The organism is [Clostridium] symbiosum ATCC 14940 (genome assembly GCF_000466485.1).
GTDB classification, from domain to species: Bacteria; Bacillota; Clostridia; order Lachnospirales; family Lachnospiraceae; genus Otoolea; species Otoolea symbiosa.
Genome location: NZ_KE992974.1, coordinates 427 through 18,069, shown reverse-complemented (window position 1 = coordinate 18,069; position 17,643 = coordinate 427). Strand labels below are relative to the sequence as shown.

General features: G+C 47.5%; 15 protein-coding genes and 1 pseudogene. 15 read left to right on the top strand and 1 reads right to left on the bottom strand.

Annotated elements, in window-relative coordinates; all coding sequences use genetic code 11:
* The first annotated feature begins 163 nt into the window (after window positions 1–163).
* A complete protein-coding gene (gene hisS, locus CLOSYM_RS16260) occupies window positions 164–1,423 on the top strand; it encodes a histidine--tRNA ligase (RefSeq protein WP_021642951.1) in 1,260 nt (419 codons plus the stop codon).
* A gap of 108 nt (window positions 1,424–1,531) precedes the next feature.
* Window positions 1,532–3,328 carry an aspartate--tRNA ligase gene (gene aspS / locus CLOSYM_RS16255; RefSeq protein WP_003508594.1) on the top strand — a complete coding sequence of 599 codons (1,797 nt, stop codon included), beginning with the start codon at window positions 1,532–1,534 and terminating at the stop codon, window positions 3,326–3,328.
* Window positions 3,329–3,470: 142 nt separating this feature from the next.
* Here the strand turns inward: aspS and CLOSYM_RS16250 are convergent.
* Window positions 3,471–4,067 (bottom strand): annotated as a pseudogene (locus tag CLOSYM_RS16250) (GDSL-type esterase/lipase family protein); the annotation flags it as partial.
* 228 nt (window positions 4,068–4,295) lie between these two features.
* Here CLOSYM_RS16250 and CLOSYM_RS16245 point away from each other — a divergent pair.
* The 13 genes from CLOSYM_RS16245 (at window position 4,296) to mscL (ending at window position 17,545) form a co-directional block, all read left to right on the top strand.
* Window positions 4,296–4,985 carry an N-acetylmannosamine-6-phosphate 2-epimerase gene (locus CLOSYM_RS16245; RefSeq protein WP_021642947.1) on the top strand — a complete coding sequence of 230 codons (690 nt, stop codon included), beginning with the start codon at window positions 4,296–4,298 and terminating at the stop codon, window positions 4,983–4,985.
* 60 nt (window positions 4,986–5,045) lie between these two features.
* Window positions 5,046–5,948, top strand: coding sequence for an ROK family protein (locus tag CLOSYM_RS16240; RefSeq protein ID WP_021642946.1), 903 nt, complete (start codon window positions 5,046–5,048; stop codon window positions 5,946–5,948).
* Between the two features lie 61 nt (window positions 5,949–6,009).
* Window positions 6,010–6,864: a MurR/RpiR family transcriptional regulator gene (locus CLOSYM_RS16235; RefSeq protein ID WP_024738557.1), complete on the top strand. Its 855-nt coding sequence runs from the start codon at window positions 6,010–6,012 to the stop codon at window positions 6,862–6,864.
* A 29-nt stretch (window positions 6,865–6,893) separates the two neighbouring features.
* The gene (locus CLOSYM_RS16230; RefSeq protein WP_021642945.1) at window positions 6,894–8,024 is read left to right on the top strand and encodes a DNA alkylation repair protein; all 1,131 of its coding nucleotides are present in this window, start codon (window positions 6,894–6,896) and stop codon (window positions 8,022–8,024) included.
* A 328-nt stretch (window positions 8,025–8,352) separates the two neighbouring features.
* Window positions 8,353–9,237 carry a carbohydrate ABC transporter permease gene (locus CLOSYM_RS16225; RefSeq protein ID WP_003502031.1) on the top strand — a complete coding sequence of 295 codons (885 nt, stop codon included), beginning with the start codon at window positions 8,353–8,355 and terminating at the stop codon, window positions 9,235–9,237.
* A gap of 14 nt (window positions 9,238–9,251) precedes the next feature.
* The gene (locus CLOSYM_RS16220) at window positions 9,252–10,079 is read left to right on the top strand and encodes a carbohydrate ABC transporter permease (protein WP_003502030.1); all 828 of its coding nucleotides are present in this window, start codon (window positions 9,252–9,254) and stop codon (window positions 10,077–10,079) included.
* An 86-nt stretch (window positions 10,080–10,165) separates the two neighbouring features.
* Window positions 10,166–11,593: an ABC transporter substrate-binding protein gene (locus CLOSYM_RS16215; RefSeq protein ID WP_021642942.1), complete on the top strand. Its 1,428-nt coding sequence runs from the start codon at window positions 10,166–10,168 to the stop codon at window positions 11,591–11,593.
* The gene (locus CLOSYM_RS16210; RefSeq protein WP_021642941.1) at window positions 11,566–12,546 is read left to right on the top strand and encodes an NAD(P)-dependent oxidoreductase; all 981 of its coding nucleotides are present in this window, start codon (window positions 11,566–11,568) and stop codon (window positions 12,544–12,546) included. The genes CLOSYM_RS16215 and CLOSYM_RS16210 overlap by 28 nt, the downstream gene beginning before the upstream one ends.
* On the top strand, window positions 12,539–13,453 hold the full coding sequence (locus CLOSYM_RS16205; RefSeq protein WP_021642940.1) for a dihydrodipicolinate synthase family protein: 915 nt from the start codon (window positions 12,539–12,541) through the stop codon (window positions 13,451–13,453). Before CLOSYM_RS16210 ends, CLOSYM_RS16205 begins: the two co-directional genes overlap by 8 nt.
* Before the next feature lie 443 nt (window positions 13,454–13,896).
* Window positions 13,897–14,976: a TRAP transporter substrate-binding protein gene (locus tag CLOSYM_RS16200; protein WP_003508613.1), complete on the top strand. Its 1,080-nt coding sequence runs from the start codon at window positions 13,897–13,899 to the stop codon at window positions 14,974–14,976.
* Window positions 14,977–15,000: 24 nt separating this feature from the next.
* Entirely contained in the window at window positions 15,001–15,528 is a 528-nt protein-coding gene (locus CLOSYM_RS16195) for a TRAP transporter small permease (RefSeq protein WP_009295736.1), read from the top strand.
* Window positions 15,525–16,799, top strand: coding sequence for a TRAP transporter large permease (locus CLOSYM_RS16190; RefSeq protein ID WP_021642937.1), 1,275 nt, complete (start codon window positions 15,525–15,527; stop codon window positions 16,797–16,799). The genes CLOSYM_RS16195 and CLOSYM_RS16190 overlap by 4 nt, the downstream gene beginning before the upstream one ends.
* Before the next feature lie 275 nt (window positions 16,800–17,074).
* Window positions 17,075–17,545, top strand: coding sequence for a large conductance mechanosensitive channel protein MscL (gene mscL / locus CLOSYM_RS16185; protein WP_003501632.1), 471 nt, complete (start codon window positions 17,075–17,077; stop codon window positions 17,543–17,545).
* The last annotated feature ends 98 nt before the right edge of the window (window positions 17,546–17,643 follow it).

The following is a 17,643-nucleotide window of genomic DNA, read 5'->3' as shown; positions in this document are numbered from 1 at the left end:
ACGCGTCCTCCAAACCTCAGTTAAATCTCCATTTAAGAAAAAGTGCTTGCAAAATTATTAATGTCTGCTACTATGAATAGTAATTTAGTAGTTACGATTCTAATATAAGTCAGGCAGAGTGAAACAATAAAAGTATGATAACAGATTAAGGAGTGAAAAAGCTATGGCATTAAAGAAGAAACCGGTAACCGGAATGAAGGATGTTCTTCCGGCAGAGATGGAACTGAGAGATTATGTTTTGAATATCATCAAAGATACTTACAGAGGATATGGTTTTTCCTCAATCGAGACTCCTTGTGTTGAACATATCGAAAATCTGACAAGCAAACAGGGCGGCGATAATGAGAAGCTGATTTTTAAAATTTTAAAAAGAGGTGAAAAACTGAACCTGGAGACGGCCCATTCGGATGCTGATCTGGTGGAGGAGGGACTCCGCTATGATCTGACGGTGCCGCTTTGCCGTTATTATTCCAATAATGCAGCCAATCTGACAACTCCGTTTAAGGCGCTTCAGGTCGGCAGCGTATGGCGCGCCGACAAACCGCAGAAGGGCCGCTTCAGACAGTTTGTGCAGTGCGATATTGATATTCTTGGTGACGGTACAAACCTGGCTGAGATTGAGACAATTCTGGCGATTACAAAGGCGCTTACCAGAATCTGTCCTGACAACGGCTTTACCGTACGCGTCAATGACCGCGCAATCTTAAAGGGCATGGCCGATTACAGCGGTTTCCCGGAGGATGAGACAGACCGTGTATTCATTATCCTTGACAAAATGGATAAGATTGGCCTTGAAGGCGTGGGAGCGGAGCTTCTGGAAGCCGGATATGCCAAAGAATCCGTTGATAAATATGTAGAGCTTCTCGCAGGAATCCAAAACGACGCTGAAGGCGTCAGAAAACTCGGCGAGACACTTAGCTCCGTCATGGATCCGGAAAAGGCGGAAAACCTCGCCTATATTATGGATACAGTGAGTGAGATCAACGATGTAAAATGCGGCCTTGAATTTGACCCGACTCTGGTAAGGGGAATGGGATACTATACAGGCACCATTTTTGAGGTTGCAATGGAAGGCTTCGGCGGTTCTGTTGCAGGAGGCGGCCGCTATGATAAACTGATTGGAAAATTCACCGGCGTGGATACTCCTGCCTGCGGAATTTCAATCGGCTTTGAGCGTATCATTACGATCCTGATGGACAGCGGCTTTAAGATTCCGTCCACGGTCGGCAAGAAAGCCTACCTGTTTGAGAAAGGCCTCAATAAAGAGCAGTTTGGGAAAGTGGTGAAGGCAGCCCAGGAAGAGAGGGCAAAGGGAGTCAGAGTGGCCGTTGCCCAGATGAATAAGAACAAGAAGTTCCAGAAGGAGCAGCTTGCCAAAGAAGGATTCGAAGAATTCGTGGAATTTTATAAAGATTCTATTTAAGTGATGGCGGTGACCTGTGCGCGGAGCGTGCAGGTTATCGTTTGAGCGGCAGATACAGGAATACAGAGAAACAGATATTCAGACAATAATCAGGAGGAAACAAACATCATGGCAGAATCAATGGCAGGACTCAAACGTTCCCACCGCTGTACGGAACTGTCCACCGCGAATATCGGTGAGACAGTGACGGTGATGGGGTGGGTTCAGAAAAGCAGAAATAAAGGCGGTATTATTTTCGTGGATTTGAGAGACCGTTCCGGAATCTTGCAGATCATTTTCGAGGAATCGGATTGCGGAGCCGGAAGCTTTGCAAAAGCAGAAAGACTCAGAAGCGAATTTGTTGTCGCTGTTACCGGTAAAGTGGAGGCACGCTCCGGAGCGGTCAACGGAAACCTGAAGACAGGAGAGATTGAGATCAGGGCTAATTCCCTTCGCGTTCTGGCGGAGGCGGAGACACCGCCGTTCCCAATCGAGGAGAATTCCAGAACGAAGGAGGAGCTTCGTCTGAAATACCGTTATCTGGATCTGCGCAGGCCTGACCTTCAGAGGAATCTGATGATAAGAAGCCGCGTGGCCATCCTGACCAGGAAATTCCTGGCGGAAGAGGGCTTTTTAGAGATCGAGACACCGACGCTTATTAAGAGCACGCCGGAGGGCGCGCGCGATTATCTCGTTCCAAGCCGTGTTCATCCGGGAGAGTTCTATGCGCTTCCCCAGTCTCCCCAGCTTTTAAAGCAGCTTTTGATGTGTTCCGGATATGACCGTTATTTCCAGATAGCCAGATGCTACCGTGATGAAGACCTCCGTGCGGACAGACAGCCGGAATTTACACAGATCGATATGGAGCTTTCCTTCGTTGATGTGGAGGATGTGCTGGACGTCAATGAGAGACTGTTAAAGACATTATTTAAAGAAATCTGTGATTATGACCTGCAGCTTCCTATCCAGAGGATGACATGGCGTGAGGCCATGGAGCGTTTTGGTTCCGATAAACCGGATCTGCGTTTTGGGATGGAGCTTAAGAATGTATCGGATACGGTAAAAGACTGTCAGTTCGTCGTATTTAAGGGAGCGCTGGAAAACGGCGGTTCCGTCCGCGGTATCAATGCAGAAGGACAGGGAGCCATGCCGCGTAAGAAGATTGACGCCCTGGTCGAGTATGCCAAAGGCTTTGGAGCCAAAGGCCTCGCCTATCTGGCGATTCAGGAGGACGGCAGCTATAAATCTTCATTTGCCAAGTTTATGACAGAGGAAGAACTGGAAGCCCTTGTCAGGGCCATGGACGGAAAACCAGGCGATCTGCTGTTATTTGCAGCCGACAAGGACAAGGTGGTATTCGATGTTCTCGGAAACCTTCGTCTGGAACTGGCCAGACAGCTGGATCTTCTTAAAAAAGACGATTTCCGGTTCCTCTGGGTAACCGAGTTCCCTCTGTTTGAATACTCGGAGGAGGACGGCAGATATGTGGCGGTTCACCATCCATTTACAATGCCGATGGAAGAGGATCTTCCTCTGATTGATACCGATCCGGGTGCAGTGCGTGCCAAGGCGTACGATATTGTCCTGAACGGTACGGAGATGGGCGGCGGTTCTGTCCGTATCCATCAGGCCGACGTACAGTCCAAAATGCTGGAGGTTCTCGGCTTTACAGCGGAACGAGCAAATGAGCAGTTTGGTTTCCTGTTAGATGCATTCAAGTACGGAGTGCCGCCTCACGCAGGACTTGCCTACGGTTTTGACCGTATGGTGATGCTGATGGTGGGAGCCGACAGCATCCGGGACGTAATCGCTTTCCCGAAGGTAAAAGACGCATCGTGTCTGATGATGGAGGCGCCGGCCGCAGTTGATGAAAAGCAGCTTGAGGAACTCAGCATTGCAGTAGCGGTGGCAGCAGAAAAAGAGTAGTATTTAGCTTCGCAGAATATGAAACATTTCCGAAGCGTGATAATTAAACAAATAGGTAAAACGGTTCCGGTCTTTCTTCAGGGAGAGGCCGGAACCGTTTTTAGGCTCTGGAAGCGGGATTTCTCCTTATGGTACAGGGGTATCATTGAAACAGGGACGGTATGAAACCGGCCAGCGCATTAGCCAGCTCTGCGTGGCCTTTTTTACTCAGATGTATAAAGTCTTTGGGCGTGTTTTCACTGACTACGGTGTTGGCATCAAAATAGTGGCAGCCTGTCTGGCCGGCAATAAGACGGTACCAGTGGGACAGTCCTGCCGATTTTTCAGAACAGCCTTTGCCCATGGTCGATGCGGCAGGCGTTTCTTCATATTCAATGCCGATGTTTTTCGGCGTCACAATTAAAATATTTGGTTCTGCTCCCCGCCAGCAGTACGGAGTGGAAGCGGCTTTCAGGATCAGGCGTTTCATGCAGTTTCCGAGGCTCTCCGCAGAGCAGCCGAACCGCTCTTTTGTATCATTGGTACCAAGCATGATAATCAGCAGATCAACCGGTTCATGTGTCTGCAGACAGGGAGAAATATAGTCCAGCCCGCGGAGTCCCTCATGAGTCGGATCGTCAAAACAGGTGGTGCGGCCGCCTAAACCTTCCTCCAGAATCAGGTATTCATCCCCGAGCTTCGCCTGCAGAAGACAGGTCCACCGGGTATTCTCATCAAAGCGTCCGTCTGTTTCGGCACAGGGCCTTCCCCATAAGCGGCGGTTTCAGCCTTGCTGATTTGAGCTTATCAGAAAGAAAAGATAAAATCAATGGAAATAGAAAAAATTTTTATTTATTTTGAAATATTGAAAAATATTTTTTGATATGGTATAGTGGGAATAAAGATAATAGTTAAGGTTAGGCGGAATACGGCGCCGGGAAGCAGCCGGTTTTTATAATAGAAAGCTTAGGAAAAGGAGAAGTGTGTTATGAAAAAGGAAATTTTAGAAAGGATAAAAGGAGGTTTGATTGTATCCTGTCAGGCACTTCCGGAGGAGCCGCTTCACAGCTCCTATATTATGTCGAGGATGGCCTATGCTGCGATGGAAGGCGGAGCAGTCGGAATCCGGGCTAATTCGGTAGCTGATATCCGGGAAATAAAAAAGACGGTAGATTTGCCGGTGATTGGAATTATCAAAAAGGTCTATGCAGACTCCTCCGTGTACATAACGCCTACGATGGAGGAAATCGATGCGCTGGCTGCCTGCGGGGCAGATATTATAGCTACGGACGGAACACTTCGTATGCGTCCCCAAGGGGAAAGCCTGGATGACTTTTTCAGCCGTGTCCGGAAAAAATATCCGGAGCAGCTTTTTATGGCGGACTGTTCGACTTACGAAGAGGGAATGCATGCGGAGGAAATAGGCTTTGATCTGATAGGAACTACAATGAGCGGATATACGGATTATACGGCTGGTAAAAGCCTGCCGGATATTACGATGATGGAGAGTCTGGTGGGAGGGCTTAAAAAGCCTGTCATTGCAGAAGGAGGCATCTGGACGCCGGAGCAGTTTAAAGCGGTTATGGAGACCGGAATACTGGCGGCAGTGGTAGGGACGGCCATCACCAGGCCCAGAGAGATAACGAGACATTTTCTGACGGCCTTAGACAGAGCATAAAGGAAAAGGGAGCAGGATAAAAGAGATACAGAAAAAAAGGTCAGCGGAAGGGAACGTGGTATGAGGACGGCAGCAATTGATATAGGCGGAACAATGATAAAAAGCGGTGTCTGGGACGGAACCAGGCTGGAGCAGATCAAGGAATATCCGACGGATTTATCACTGGGAGGAGCCTCGCTCATGAGACAGGTGAAGGAAATTCTTCATTCCGGTTTGCTGTGCGGGGATGAAACGGGGGCAATCGGAATCAGTACGGCCGGACAGGTGGATGCCGGCCGTGGAAGCATTCTCTATGCCAATGATAATATTCCCGGCTACACAGGAACAAATGTGAAGAAAATCCTGGAGGAAGAATTTTCAATCCCGGTTACCGTGGAAAATGATGTAAATGCGGCGGCAATGGGGGAGGCCCGGTTCGGTGCGGGCGCCGGGTTTCGGGATTTTCTCTGTTTAACCTATGGAACGGGGGTGGGAGGCGCGGTTATACTCGGCAAAGAACTGTATCGCGGCAGTTCTTACTCGGCCGGAGAATTCGGAGGTGTGATAGTTCACCCGGAGGACAGAAAGGAGGGGGAGCCGTTTAGCGGCTGTTATGAAAAATATGCATCGGTTACGGCTCTGGTACAGCGTTTATCCAAGGTGGAACCTTCGGTAAATAGTGGAAAAAAAGCGTTTGCACAGTTGAATGATCCCCGTATTAAAGATATAATAGATACATGGATTGACGAAATTGTATACGGCCTTATCAGCCTGATCCATATTTTTAACCCGGAATGCCTGATCCTGGGCGGAGGCGTCATGGAACAGGCTTATCTGGTGCGGGAAGTGGAGAAGAGGGTGAAAAGCCAGATCATGGAAAGCTATGCAAAAACCGTGATCCGAAAAGCCGGTCTTGGCAACCGCGCCGGAATGACCGGAGCGGCCTGGCTGGCAGAGAAAAAAGCAGGACTGCGGCCGGTTTGAAGAGAAAATTATGATTAAAACCGGATGGCAGCACATGAAAGCGGAACAGGGTGGTAAATCTATGAGTAAAGAATTTCTGACTAAAATAAAATCTTCCTCAAATCAATTTACAAAGGCGGAAAAAAAGGTGGCGGATTTTGTGCTGCAGAATCCGAAAAAGGTACTTTTCATGTCCATCACAGATCTGGCGGAAGCATGTGACGTGGGGGACACCAGCGTATTTCGCTTTTGCAAGACGATGGAACTGAAGGGTTATCAGGAATTTAAGATGATGCTATCACTGGATCTCGGCGACGGAGGCAAAAAGCACAGCCAACTGACCGGAGATGTGGAGCTTGACGATACATTTACCGAATTGTCGCAGAAGGTTTTGAACACCAATATTTCAGCCTTACAGGAGACATACTCCCTTCTGGACCGCGAGACCTTTGAGAACGCTATCGATATTCTGGACAGGGCCAGGAAGATATATTTCTTTGGTGTCGGCGCCAGCGGACTGGCGGCGATGAAAGCGATGAATAAATTTCTTCGGATTGAGCCGAAGGTTTACTGTCTGCAGGATTCCCACATGCAGGCAATGGCGGCGGCTACATTGGGGCCGGAAGATGCGGCCGTGATGATTTCCTATTCAGGGGCCACAAAAGATACAATCCAGGTTGCGGAGATAGCCAGAAAGGCCGGAGCCAGCACAATCTGCATTACACGTTTTGTAAAATCTCCCCTGACGTCTTTTTCCGATGTGACGCTGCTTTGCGGAGCGAATGAAGGCCCCCTGCAGGGCGGTTCCACTTCAGCGGAGATCAGCCAGCTCTTCCTGATTGATTTGGTATATACGGAGTATTACCGCAGGCATTTCGAAAATTGCCGTGAGAATAACCAAAAAACATCCGGCGCCGTTCTCGATAAACTGTACTAGAGCGTAGCTCCAAGGGGGGGGGGAAACATATGCCGGAGTTACTGAAAAACAGATATAATGATGAGTCTCTTTACGAGCTGGCTTTGAGCATTAGAGCCGTATATCCTTCATTTCGGGTGAAGGATTTTCTGAACGGCATAATGGATGAAACATGGGAGGGGTTAGAACTGAAAGCCCGCATGCGGCAAATCACCCTGAATTTAGGAAGATATCTGCCGGATGATTACGAGCAGGCGCTTGGCATTATTGACAAGGTTACAGCGGGATATCCGGATGGATTTAACGACTTTACATTAATGTACTTTCCGGATTTTGTGGAGATGTATGGGCAGAACGAGAGTTATTGGGATTTGTCCATTGATGCATTGGAACGGTATACACAATTCTCCACATCAGAGTTTGCCGTGAGGCCGTTTATCATAAACCATGAAAAGCGTATGATGGCACAGATGGCCGCCTGGGCCGGACATGACAACGAACATGTCCGGCGGCTTGCCAGTGAGGGTTGCCGCCCGCAGCTGCCGTGGGGACAAGCCCTGACCGGTTTTAAAAGAGACCCGGCGCCGGTTCTCGTGATTTTAGAGCGGCTGAAAGCAGATCCGTCGCTCTATGTCCGTAAAAGCGTGGCTAATAACCTGAACGACATTTCCAAGACGCATCCTGGCCTGGTTGCGGACATTACAAAGAAATGGTACGGTAACAACAGGGATACGGACTGGATTGTAAAGCATGGCTGCAGGACGCTGCTTAAAAAGGGAAACAGGGATGTGCTGGATATCTTTGGGTTTGCCGATGCCGGCTGTGTAAAGGCAGAGGGTTTTGCACTGGAGTCGGCGTCTGTTTGCATTGGCGGCAATATAACCTTTTCCTTTTCGGTGGAGGCCCATAAAGCGGCCAGGATACGTCTGGAATACGGAATTGATTATGTAAAAGCAAATGGCAGCAGAAGCCGTAAGATATTCCAGATATCCGAGCTGTCCTTAAAGGAAAATGAAAGGAAGGCTTACACAAAAAAACATTCTTTTGCAGATGCAAGTACCAGAACGCATTATCCCGGAACCCATTCGGTTACGCTTATTGTGAACGGCGCCGGGCGGGGGACTCTGGATTTTGAAGTAACCGCCGGACAGCGTGGGCCGCATCAGGGAAAGCGCGCATGATAACCGCTGCCGGATCGGCACAGACTATATAATAGAAATTTACCGGGAATTATTTTGCCCGCAGATGAGAACAAGGTCAGTTTCGTATCGAAACCCGTTGTTTTTGTATCTGCGGGTATTATTGATGGTTGTGACCTGTACGCGGAGCGTGCAGGTCATCGTTTACGATAAAAATAAAAAATATTTTTTTATTTTTAAATGTATTGAAAAATATTTTTGCTTGTGCTATAGTAAAATCAACCTGAAGCAGTCAAAACAAGATTACACAGGAGACATAATACGGGGAAAACAATAAAGAAATAAGGAAGGTAAAAAGGAGAAGTGTGGAATGGGAAGAGAAAGAAGAGAAGGGGTTAAGAAAAAAAGCTTTCCCTATCTAATCAATATTCCGATAGCAGTATATCTAATCTGTGTGCTGTTCGGTCCGATGATATGGGGAATCGGGCTGAGCTTTACCAATAAGGCGATTGGAGGAACCGGAAACTTTATCGGATTTACGAATTATATTAAGCTTTTAAAAGACCCGACATACAGGGACTCCATTATGGTAACCCTGAAGTTCACTGTATTCTCACTGATATTTAAATTGTTCTTCGGAACCGTCATGGCTCTGATGCTGAACGTTGAGTTTAAAGGCAGGAATCTGGTCAGGGCGCTTCTGTTAATCCCATGGACACTTCCCAACGTGGTAGCCGTTCTGAACTGGAAATGGCTGTTTTCCTCTACCGGGGGAATTGTGAATTACCTGATGAAAAGCGCCGGGCTGATTGAAAAAGATATCGTATGGTTCGGGACGGCGACGCTGGCTCTGATTACGATTGTGATTGCCAATGTGTGGAGGGGGACTCCTTTCTTCGGCATTTCAATCCTGGCAAAGCTGCAGACAATTCCGGACGATTACTATGAGGCGGCCAAGATTGACGGAGCAGGCGTTTTCCAGCGCTTTTTCTACATAACGCTGCCTCAGATAAAAGATACGCTTCTGCTGTCAACTCTGATGTCATGTATTTGGACCATCAACGAATTTGAAACGGTCTGGCTGATGACGGGAGGAGGTCCAAACGGCTCCACCCAGGTTATGAATGTTTACAGCTACAAAACGGCAATGGCAAGTATGCAGCTTGGTAAGAGTATAGCCGTTTCAGTTCTCGCAATGCCTGTCTTCCTGATACTGATTCATTTTATCAGTAAGAAGACATTAAATAACGAATAGACGGGAGGATGAATATGAATAGCAAAGCAATAAAGATTCTGCACCGGATTATGATCCTCCTGTTTCTTCTGGCGGCCTTATTTCCCATCTACTGGATGCTGAATACCGCATTTAAGACTCAGGGGGAGGTATACAGCAAGATTCCCACGCTGATACCAAAGAAACCGACTCTTGACAATTTTTCTTACCTGCTGTTTAAAACGAAATTTGTTAACGCTTTGAAAAACAGTCTGGTAATTGCCGGAGCAGTGACCATATTTTCCATAGGGATTGCCTATCCGGCAGCCTATGCGATAGCCAGGATTAAGTTTAAGGGGAAAGAGATGTTTTCAAAAACGATATTATTCTGCTACCTGCTCCCCTCATCCGTCCTGTATATCCCGCTTTACATTTTTGTTTCATTAGTGGGGCTGTCCGACAGCATCTGGGGGCTGATGCTGATTTATCCGACGTTTACACTGCCGTATGTATCCTGGATTCTGATTCCCCATATTGCGTCAATCCCTTATGATATCGAGGAGGCGGCAATTATGGACGGATGCAGCCGGTTCATGGTCATGTACAGAATCATCTTTCCGCTGGCGCTTCCGGGAATTGTGTCAACCGCTATCTTTGCCTTCGCGATGTGCTGGGGTGAGTATCTGTATGCGCTGGTGAATGTGACACAGGAGAGTATGAAGACATTTCCTCTTATCATTGCAGGCCTTATCTTTGGAGATTTGTATCCGTGGGGACAGATAATGGCTGGTGCCATCATCGGATGTCTGCCCATACTTGTGATATATACGCTTTCTTCCGGTTTCCTTTCCGGGGATCAGGCAGCCGGAGGTGTGAAAGGTTAACGATAACCTGCGCACTGTGCACGGGTTACCGCATCAATAAAGATAAACCGTAAAACGGTTTACATAAAAAAGAGGAGGGTTACTTTATGAAGAAACGACGTTTGTTTTCAATTATGGCGGCATCCGTATTGGCAGTGAGCCTGCTGGCCGGCTGCGGCGGTAAGAGCGCGACGGCGGATGGCCAGACAGACAAGGCAGAGGCGCAGGCACAGTCCGGGCAGTCCTCAGAGAAAAAGGTTCTCAGAGTATGGCTGGAGAAAGTGTTCAGCGATGATGCCAACACATTTCTGCAAAAGAGGGTGGAGCAGTACGCACAGGAGAAGGGCGTAGAGGTCCAGTTTGAATTTCTTTCCGCAACGGATTTTGTCCCGAAGTTGAATGCCGCTATTGAGGCGGGAAGCAATATTCCCGACATTACGCTGACCTCGGGCAACCGGGCGCTTAATTATTATCCCAATATTCCGAACGTGGACGTTACGGAGCTGGTGGATGAAATCAATGAAAAACGTCCCTATTTTGATTCCGTTTATGAGGGAGCCAAATATGGAGGAGTAAATTATTTTGTTCCTTTCACAAGTTCTACCTGCCTGATGTTCGTCAGAACAGACATGCTGGAAGCAAAGGGAATTACAAAATATCCGGAGACCTGGGATGAAGTATTCGAAGTGGCTGAAAAAGTGGCGGACCCGGATAACGGTATCTACGGACTCGGCATAGGATGCGGCCCGACTGATGAGGATTGTGAGAATACCTTCCGTACGCTCCTCTGGAACTATGGAGCTTATCTGTTCAATGAAGAGGGAGGCCCTGCCGTTCCAAATGAAAAGACAAAAGCAATGATTGAGAAGTACGCGGATCTTTACAATAAAGAGATTATTCCGCCGTCTGCAACAACCTGGGATCCGGGCGGAAACAACACCACCTATCTGATGGGCGAATCCGCAATCGTATTTAATGCCCCGACATTATACAATGCATTAAAGGCCGACGAAGCGTATAAAGAAATATTTGAGAATACCGTAGCGTTAAATATGCCGGATGGACCGGACAACAGCCAGCATATGGGCTTTATCACCGGGTGGCAGATTATGAACAGCTGTAAAGATATGGATACGGCTGAGGATTTTATCAAATTCATGTTGGATAAGGACTGGCAGAATTCCTATCTCGAAATTACGGCCCCCGTTTTTGCACCTATTTTCAAAGATGCCGAGGAGAACGATTTCTGGAAGGAAGGCATCAATGCCCAGGTAGTGGCTTATGCCAAGAATGCAGGCGGTTATTACGGCTATCCGGCAAAGACACTGGACGGCATGGTAGTGGGAATCAAACATTACTTTACGTATCCGGTGGCTGAGATGCTCAAATTCTGTTGTGACAGGGGCGGCGACACCGGAACAGGCCATGGAAAAAATGAATGCCGATATCAAAGAGATCAGCGAGTCGATCAAATAAAGGATAACGGCTTGCCGAGAGGTGAAAAAGAATGGGAAAAACGGTATGGATTAATTTAGAGGAAACGCAGGTGGATACTTCCACTCTGAAAAAGCGGCTTACGGATGCCGGATTTGACGTCAGATACAGGACGGTGTCTGCGGATGATACGGCGGGGATTATCGAACAGGGAAGGCAGGCAGATGCGGTAGTCAGCACGGCAGAGCGGTGGAATGAAGCGACACTTCCGCAGGTAAGCGGAAGCTTGAAACTCATCATGCGCTATGGAGCAGGCATAGATAATGTCGATTTATCTGCCGCTACCGATGCAGGCATCTGTGTGGCTAATGTGCCGGGAGCTAACTCTGCCGCAGTGGCTGAAGTGGCACTGCTCCACATTCTGAACCTGGGAAGGCGTTTCTGCCAATGTGTGGAAAAGGGAAGAAATAATATCTGGCCGGTGGGGATTACCGGAAATGAGCTGGACGGTAAGACCGTGGGAATTGTCGGATTCGGCAATATCGCAAGACAGCTTGTCAGGCTGCTGTCCGGTTTCAGGGTGGATATCCTGGCATACGATCCCATTGTCAGGCCCGATGAGTCACAGTATCCTGTAAAAGCAGCCGATTCCATGGAGGAAGTCTTTTCATCCAGCGATATTGTCAGCCTTCATATCCCGCTCAATGACAGTACAAGGGAGATTGTGGATCAACGTCTGTTTGACAGGATGAAGGAGGGAGCTTACTTTATCAACACCTGCCGCGGCGGCGTGGTGAAGGAGGAGGATTTAATCCGTGCGCTCAGAAGCGGCCGGCTCCGCGGTGCAGGGCTGGATGTGCTGGCCTGCGAACCGACAGGAGCAGGAAATCCCCTTCTCACGATGGATAACGTCTTTATAACATCCCACATGGGGGCTGAGTCGGCGGAATCCGGTTACCGCTCACAGAATATTATGGCCGATACGATCATTCGGTTTTTCAAAGGTGAGATGCCGGATAATATCAAGAACAAAGAGGTGAAAAGAAATGGGTAAAATTGATAAGTACAGGGGTGTTTTTCCGGCATTCTATGCCTGCTATGACGACAGCGGAAGGATAAGCCCCGATCGTACCAGGGCTATGGCCAGATTTCTGATCGGGAAGGGCGTAGACGGTCTGTATGTCTGCGGAAGCTCGGGGGAATGTATCTATCAGACGAAGGAAGAGAGAATGCTGGCTCTGGAGAGCGTCATGGAAGAGGCAAAAGGAAAAGTAACGGTCATCGCCCATGTGGCGGCCACATCCACCGGAGAGAGCGTGGAGCTGGCGCAGCATGCGGCTTCCTGCGGTGTGGACGCACTGGCGGCAATCCCTCCCATCTACTTTAAGCTTCCGGAGCATTCCATTGAGCAGTACTGGAAGGCGATGATTGACGCAACAGATCTGGATTTTATCATCTACAATATACCGGGAACGACAGGTTACGCGCTCAGCATGGATTTATTTAAGAAAATGCTGGCTTATGACAAAGTGCGTGGAATTAAGAATTCTTCGATGCCTGCCCAGGACATTGAACGGTTTAAGCGTGTCGGAGGCGAGGACTTCGCTGTCTTCAACGGGCCGGACGAACAGTTTGTAGCCGGCCGTATAATTGGTGCGGACGGCGGAATCGGCGGAACCTATTCCGTGATGCCGGAGCTTTTCTTAAAAGCCAATCAATTTATAGAGGATGGAAATGTAAAGAAGGCAGGGGAGATTCAGCATGCCGTCAATGATATTATTTTCACCATGACGGGCTGCCATGGAAATATGTATTCTGTGGCGAAGGAAATCCTCCGTATCCAGGGGATTGATATCGGCCGGGCAAGACTGCCTCTTTCGCCGTTTACCGAAGAAGACGTACCGGCGATAAAGAGGTGTGCGAAGATGATCGAGAATGCAATCCAGAAATATTGCGGATGAAAAAGAGGAGAGACAGGCAGATAAGAAATAAATAAGAGTCGGAGCAGGGTGTTTGGAAAGGCGTTCTGCAAGCTGTATATTATGGCTTGCAGAACGCCTTTTTTATTGAAGGCGGTGACCTGTGCGCGGAGCGTGCAGGCTATCGTTTGACAGGAAAGCACTCCTGTTAAATAAAAAACGTTCCGCGGCGGTAGGGAATAATGAATATGGAATGAAAAACAACAGAATAATACATAATTTATTATTTAATAAATAAAACCTTTACGAGATGTTAATTTACATTAAAAATACTATATGTATAATTAGATTATACAAGTTGAATACAAGTATGCGTTCAACAAAGTAACACCGCTCTGGGAGCGATATTATTGAAGGCGGTGGCTTGTGCGAGGTGCGCGCAGGTTATCGTTATGGGAAAGAGTAAACTAAAGGAGGATTACATCATGAGGAGAGTCAAAAAAGCCGCGGCTCTGACATTAGCTGCAGCAATGGTATTCAGCCTTGCAGGCTGTGGGAGGAATGCAGGGAATCAGACCGGTAAAGCTCAGGGGGCAGCCGCAGGTTCGGGGGAAAACGCGGCAGGGAGCCTGGAAGCAGGTTCAGGTCAGGTCACAATTAAAATTGGCCATGTGGAAGCGGAGGACCGTTCAACCCATCAGGCCCTGGTAAAATATTTTAAACAGGCTGTGGAAGAAAAATCAGGAGGGACAATCAAAGTAGAGATTTATCCGAACAGCGCCCTGGGAGGCGATTCGGAGCTTACGGAATCAGTCGCAATGGGAACTTTGCAGGCAGCCCTGCCGTCCACTTCCGTTCTGGTATCCTATTCTCCGGAATTCGGGATTATGGATATGCCGTGGCTGTTTGACAAGGCGGAGAGCGCTTTTGCGGCAATGGACGGCGATATGGGAAATTATTTCAATGAGAAGCTTGAAACGGTGGGAATCCACTGCCTGGGATACTCCTATAACGGACTTAGGAGCATGACAAATAACGTGCGTCCGATTACAAAACCGGAAGATTTAAAAGGTCTTAAAATGCGGGTGATGGAAAATCAGGTCTTTATCGACTTTTTTAATACGCTGGGTGCCAGTGCGACGCCGATGAGCTTTAACGAACTGTTTACCGGCCTTCAGCAGAATACCGTGGACGGACAGGAAAATCCTCCGTCGCTGATATATGCAAGCAGGCTGCAGGAGGTTCAGAAATACCTGAGCGTCACGGAGCATGTGAATAACTTTCTTGGCTTTATTATTAATAAAAACTTCTATGACGGGCTGTCACAGGAACAGCAGCAGATTGTCACCGAGGCGGCGGCTGAATTTGTCAAACAGCAGCGCCAGATGGAGCTTCAGGATACCCAGGTATACATAGATAAGCTAAAAGAATCCGGAATGCAGGTTAATACGCTTACACCGGAAGAAAAAACCGCATTTAAGGAGGCTCTGGCTCCGATGTATGAGAAATATAAAGCTGAATTCGGGGAGGAAATATTCTCAATGGCTGAGGAATATGGACAATAAGGCAAAGCTGTTAAAGGAGAGGGCATGAAGAAAAAAAGTATTTTATCTCAATTCACCAATATTTATAACAATCTGGAAGAGTATCTTTTGATTATAAGTCTGGTCTGTAATGTGCTTCTCGTATTTTTGCAGGTTATTATGAGAACGGTATTTAAAAATTCTCTGACCTGGTCCGAGGAGCTGTCACGTTACATATTTATCTGGCAGATATGGCTGGGAGCCAGTACTGCACTGAAATACAACGAGCATATCCGTGTTACGCTGATTTATTCCTTTATGAAAAGTGAGAAATTAAAAGCGGTCATTGGGCTGGCTGCCGATTTTATCTGGTTTTTATTCTGCGCCTATATGGTGCTGAACGGTAAAGAGCTTCTCGTTTCAATGGCAGCCAGGAATGCGGCATCTTCGGGATTGCAGCTTCCGCTTGTCTATGTTTACATGGCGTTTCCCATCGCATCATTTCTGGTTTGTTTAAGACTTTTGGGCGTATTGGCCGGAGACTGGAAGAAGCTCACGGGGAAAAGGGAAGAAGAGGGGGAAATTGACGTATGAGTGCACTTGTATTATTCGGAAGTTTTTTTGTACTGCTGCTGTTAACGGTACCGATTGGATATGCAATTGGTATTTCGAGTTTAATCGCCATCTATTACTATTCGGATATTCCGCTAATCATCATAGCCCAGAAGGCCATCACGGGAGTTGACTCCTTTCCGCTTCTGGCCATCCCGTTTTTTATGCTGGCAGGCAATCTGATGAGCAGCGGCGGGATCGCCAAGCGCCTGGTAAACTTTTTCGATTCCCTGATCGGCCATGTTACGGGCGGACTGGGAATGGTTACAATTATCGTATGCATGTTTTTTGCGGCGATTTCAGGTTCCGCAGTTGCTACCGTATCGGCCGTGGGGGCATTTATGATTCCTGAAATGGTGAGTCACGGATATAATAAGCCCTTTAGTGCAGCCCTGACCGCAGCGGCCGGAACAATCGGCGTAATCATACCCCCGTCAATCCCGTTCGTAATTTATGGGGTCGTATCGGGCACCTCTATTACGGATTTATTTACCGCCGGTTTTCTGCCGGGAATTATGATGGGAATTGCCCTTATGGTCGTCTGTTATTTTGTATCGAAGAAAAACGGGTACAGAGGAAAGGAGAAGGCATCTACCCCGGCTGAGATATGGAAGACATTCAAGGATGCATTCTGGGCCATCCTCTCCCCTGTCATTATCCTGGGAGGAATCTACTCCGGCTTCTTCACTCCGACTGAAGCCGCCGTTATTTCAGTTGTATATTCCTTTATTATAGGCGTATTTGTCTATAAAGAGCTGGATATCAAAGGAGCTTATCAGTCCTTTAAGGATGCGATTGTGGTAAACGGCGCGACTACCTTTATGGTCGGCTTTTCCACCGTATTTGCGGCATTTCTGACAATGGCGCAGATACCGAATATGATAGCACAGGGGATTCTCGGACTGACCGGCAATGCGATACTGATTCTTTTGATTATTAATATTTTCCTGCTGATTGTGGGCATGTTCGTAGATAACATTCCTGCCACAATTATCCTGACGCCGATTCTGCTTCCAATTTGCACAGGCATCGGGATGCACCCGGTAACCTTCGGAATTATGCTGACAATGAACCTTGCGATAGGCTTCTGCAGTCCGCCATACGGCATCAACCTGTTTGTATCCTCCTCTATTTCAAAAGTCTCGATAGAAGAGCTGACCCGGAAGATTCTGAAGCCATTGCTGGCTCTTATCGTGGTACTGCTTCTGATTACCTATATTCCGGCATTTACAATGATTTTCTTAAATAAGTAAGGAGATAATAAAAAGCTAAAAGGAAATATAATGTTTTGATAGGCGTTTGCTGAATTGGCAGGCGTCTATTTTATTAAAGGCGGTGACCTAAAGTATAAATAGCAGGATTTGCTTTGTCAACAAGATGGAGCTGCTTTGGAACAAATAGGGGAAATTTGGTAGCAATTAGAACATTCAGGTAGAGTTATTGAGAAAAACGTTATTTCATGCTAAAATGTTAAACAAGGACGGCCAGTATTCCTGGCTGCAGTTATAATATTCAAAGGAGGAAAAAAATGGGAAAGGGTAAAGGTTTTATTCACGAGTTTGAGAAATTTATCAGCCGCGGCAATGTGATGGATATGGCAGTCGGTGTTATCATTGGAGGCGCTTTTTCTTCCATTATCACATCTCTGGTAGACGATATCCTCTCACCGATTCTGGGGATATTCGGAGGTTTGAATTTCGATGAGCTGTCGCTGAACATCATGGGTGATGTTACATTGAAATATGGAAAATTCCTGACGGCGGTCATCAATTTCCTGATTATGGCCCTTGTTATATTCTGCCTCGTGAAAGCGATGAATGCACTTTCATCCAAAATGGTACATAATAAGGAAGCAGCGCCGGCAGCACCGACAACGAAAATTTGTCCGTTTTGCAAGAGCGAGATTCCAATCGGAGCAACAAAATGTGCTCATTGTACCTCTGAACTGACGGAAGATGCGGGTTCCGTAATTAACGAAGCGGCAGCAGCCGGGGAATAATAATCATATTGATATTGGATAATGGTGACTTTCATGCTTCACGCACAGGTCACAGCATTCAATAATTTAGTTAAGCAGGTGAGGACGCCGCCGGGACG

Coding starts and splice junctions, on each gene's coding strand:
- hisS (WP_021642951.1), top strand. CDS start 164: ATGGCATTAAAGAAGAAACCGGTAACCGGAATGAAGGATGTTCTTCCG.
- aspS (WP_003508594.1), top strand. CDS start 1,532: ATGGCAGAATCAATGGCAGGACTCAAACGTTCCCACCGCTGTACGGAA.
- CLOSYM_RS16245 (WP_021642947.1), top strand. CDS start 4,296: ATGAAAAAGGAAATTTTAGAAAGGATAAAAGGAGGTTTGATTGTATCC.
- CLOSYM_RS16240 (WP_021642946.1), top strand. CDS start 5,046: ATGAGGACGGCAGCAATTGATATAGGCGGAACAATGATAAAAAGCGGT.
- CLOSYM_RS16235 (WP_024738557.1), top strand. CDS start 6,010: ATGAGTAAAGAATTTCTGACTAAAATAAAATCTTCCTCAAATCAATTT.
- CLOSYM_RS16230 (WP_021642945.1), top strand. CDS start 6,894: ATGCCGGAGTTACTGAAAAACAGATATAATGATGAGTCTCTTTACGAG.
- CLOSYM_RS16225 (WP_003502031.1), top strand. CDS start 8,353: ATGGGAAGAGAAAGAAGAGAAGGGGTTAAGAAAAAAAGCTTTCCCTAT.
- CLOSYM_RS16220 (WP_003502030.1), top strand. CDS start 9,252: ATGAATAGCAAAGCAATAAAGATTCTGCACCGGATTATGATCCTCCTG.
- CLOSYM_RS16215 (WP_021642942.1), top strand. CDS start 10,166: ATGAAGAAACGACGTTTGTTTTCAATTATGGCGGCATCCGTATTGGCA.
- CLOSYM_RS16210 (WP_021642941.1), top strand. CDS start 11,566: ATGGGAAAAACGGTATGGATTAATTTAGAGGAAACGCAGGTGGATACT.
- CLOSYM_RS16205 (WP_021642940.1), top strand. CDS start 12,539: ATGGGTAAAATTGATAAGTACAGGGGTGTTTTTCCGGCATTCTATGCC.
- CLOSYM_RS16200 (WP_003508613.1), top strand. CDS start 13,897: ATGAGGAGAGTCAAAAAAGCCGCGGCTCTGACATTAGCTGCAGCAATG.
- CLOSYM_RS16195 (WP_009295736.1), top strand. CDS start 15,001: ATGAAGAAAAAAAGTATTTTATCTCAATTCACCAATATTTATAACAAT.
- CLOSYM_RS16190 (WP_021642937.1), top strand. CDS start 15,525: ATGAGTGCACTTGTATTATTCGGAAGTTTTTTTGTACTGCTGCTGTTA.
- mscL (WP_003501632.1), top strand. CDS start 17,075: ATGGGAAAGGGTAAAGGTTTTATTCACGAGTTTGAGAAATTTATCAGC.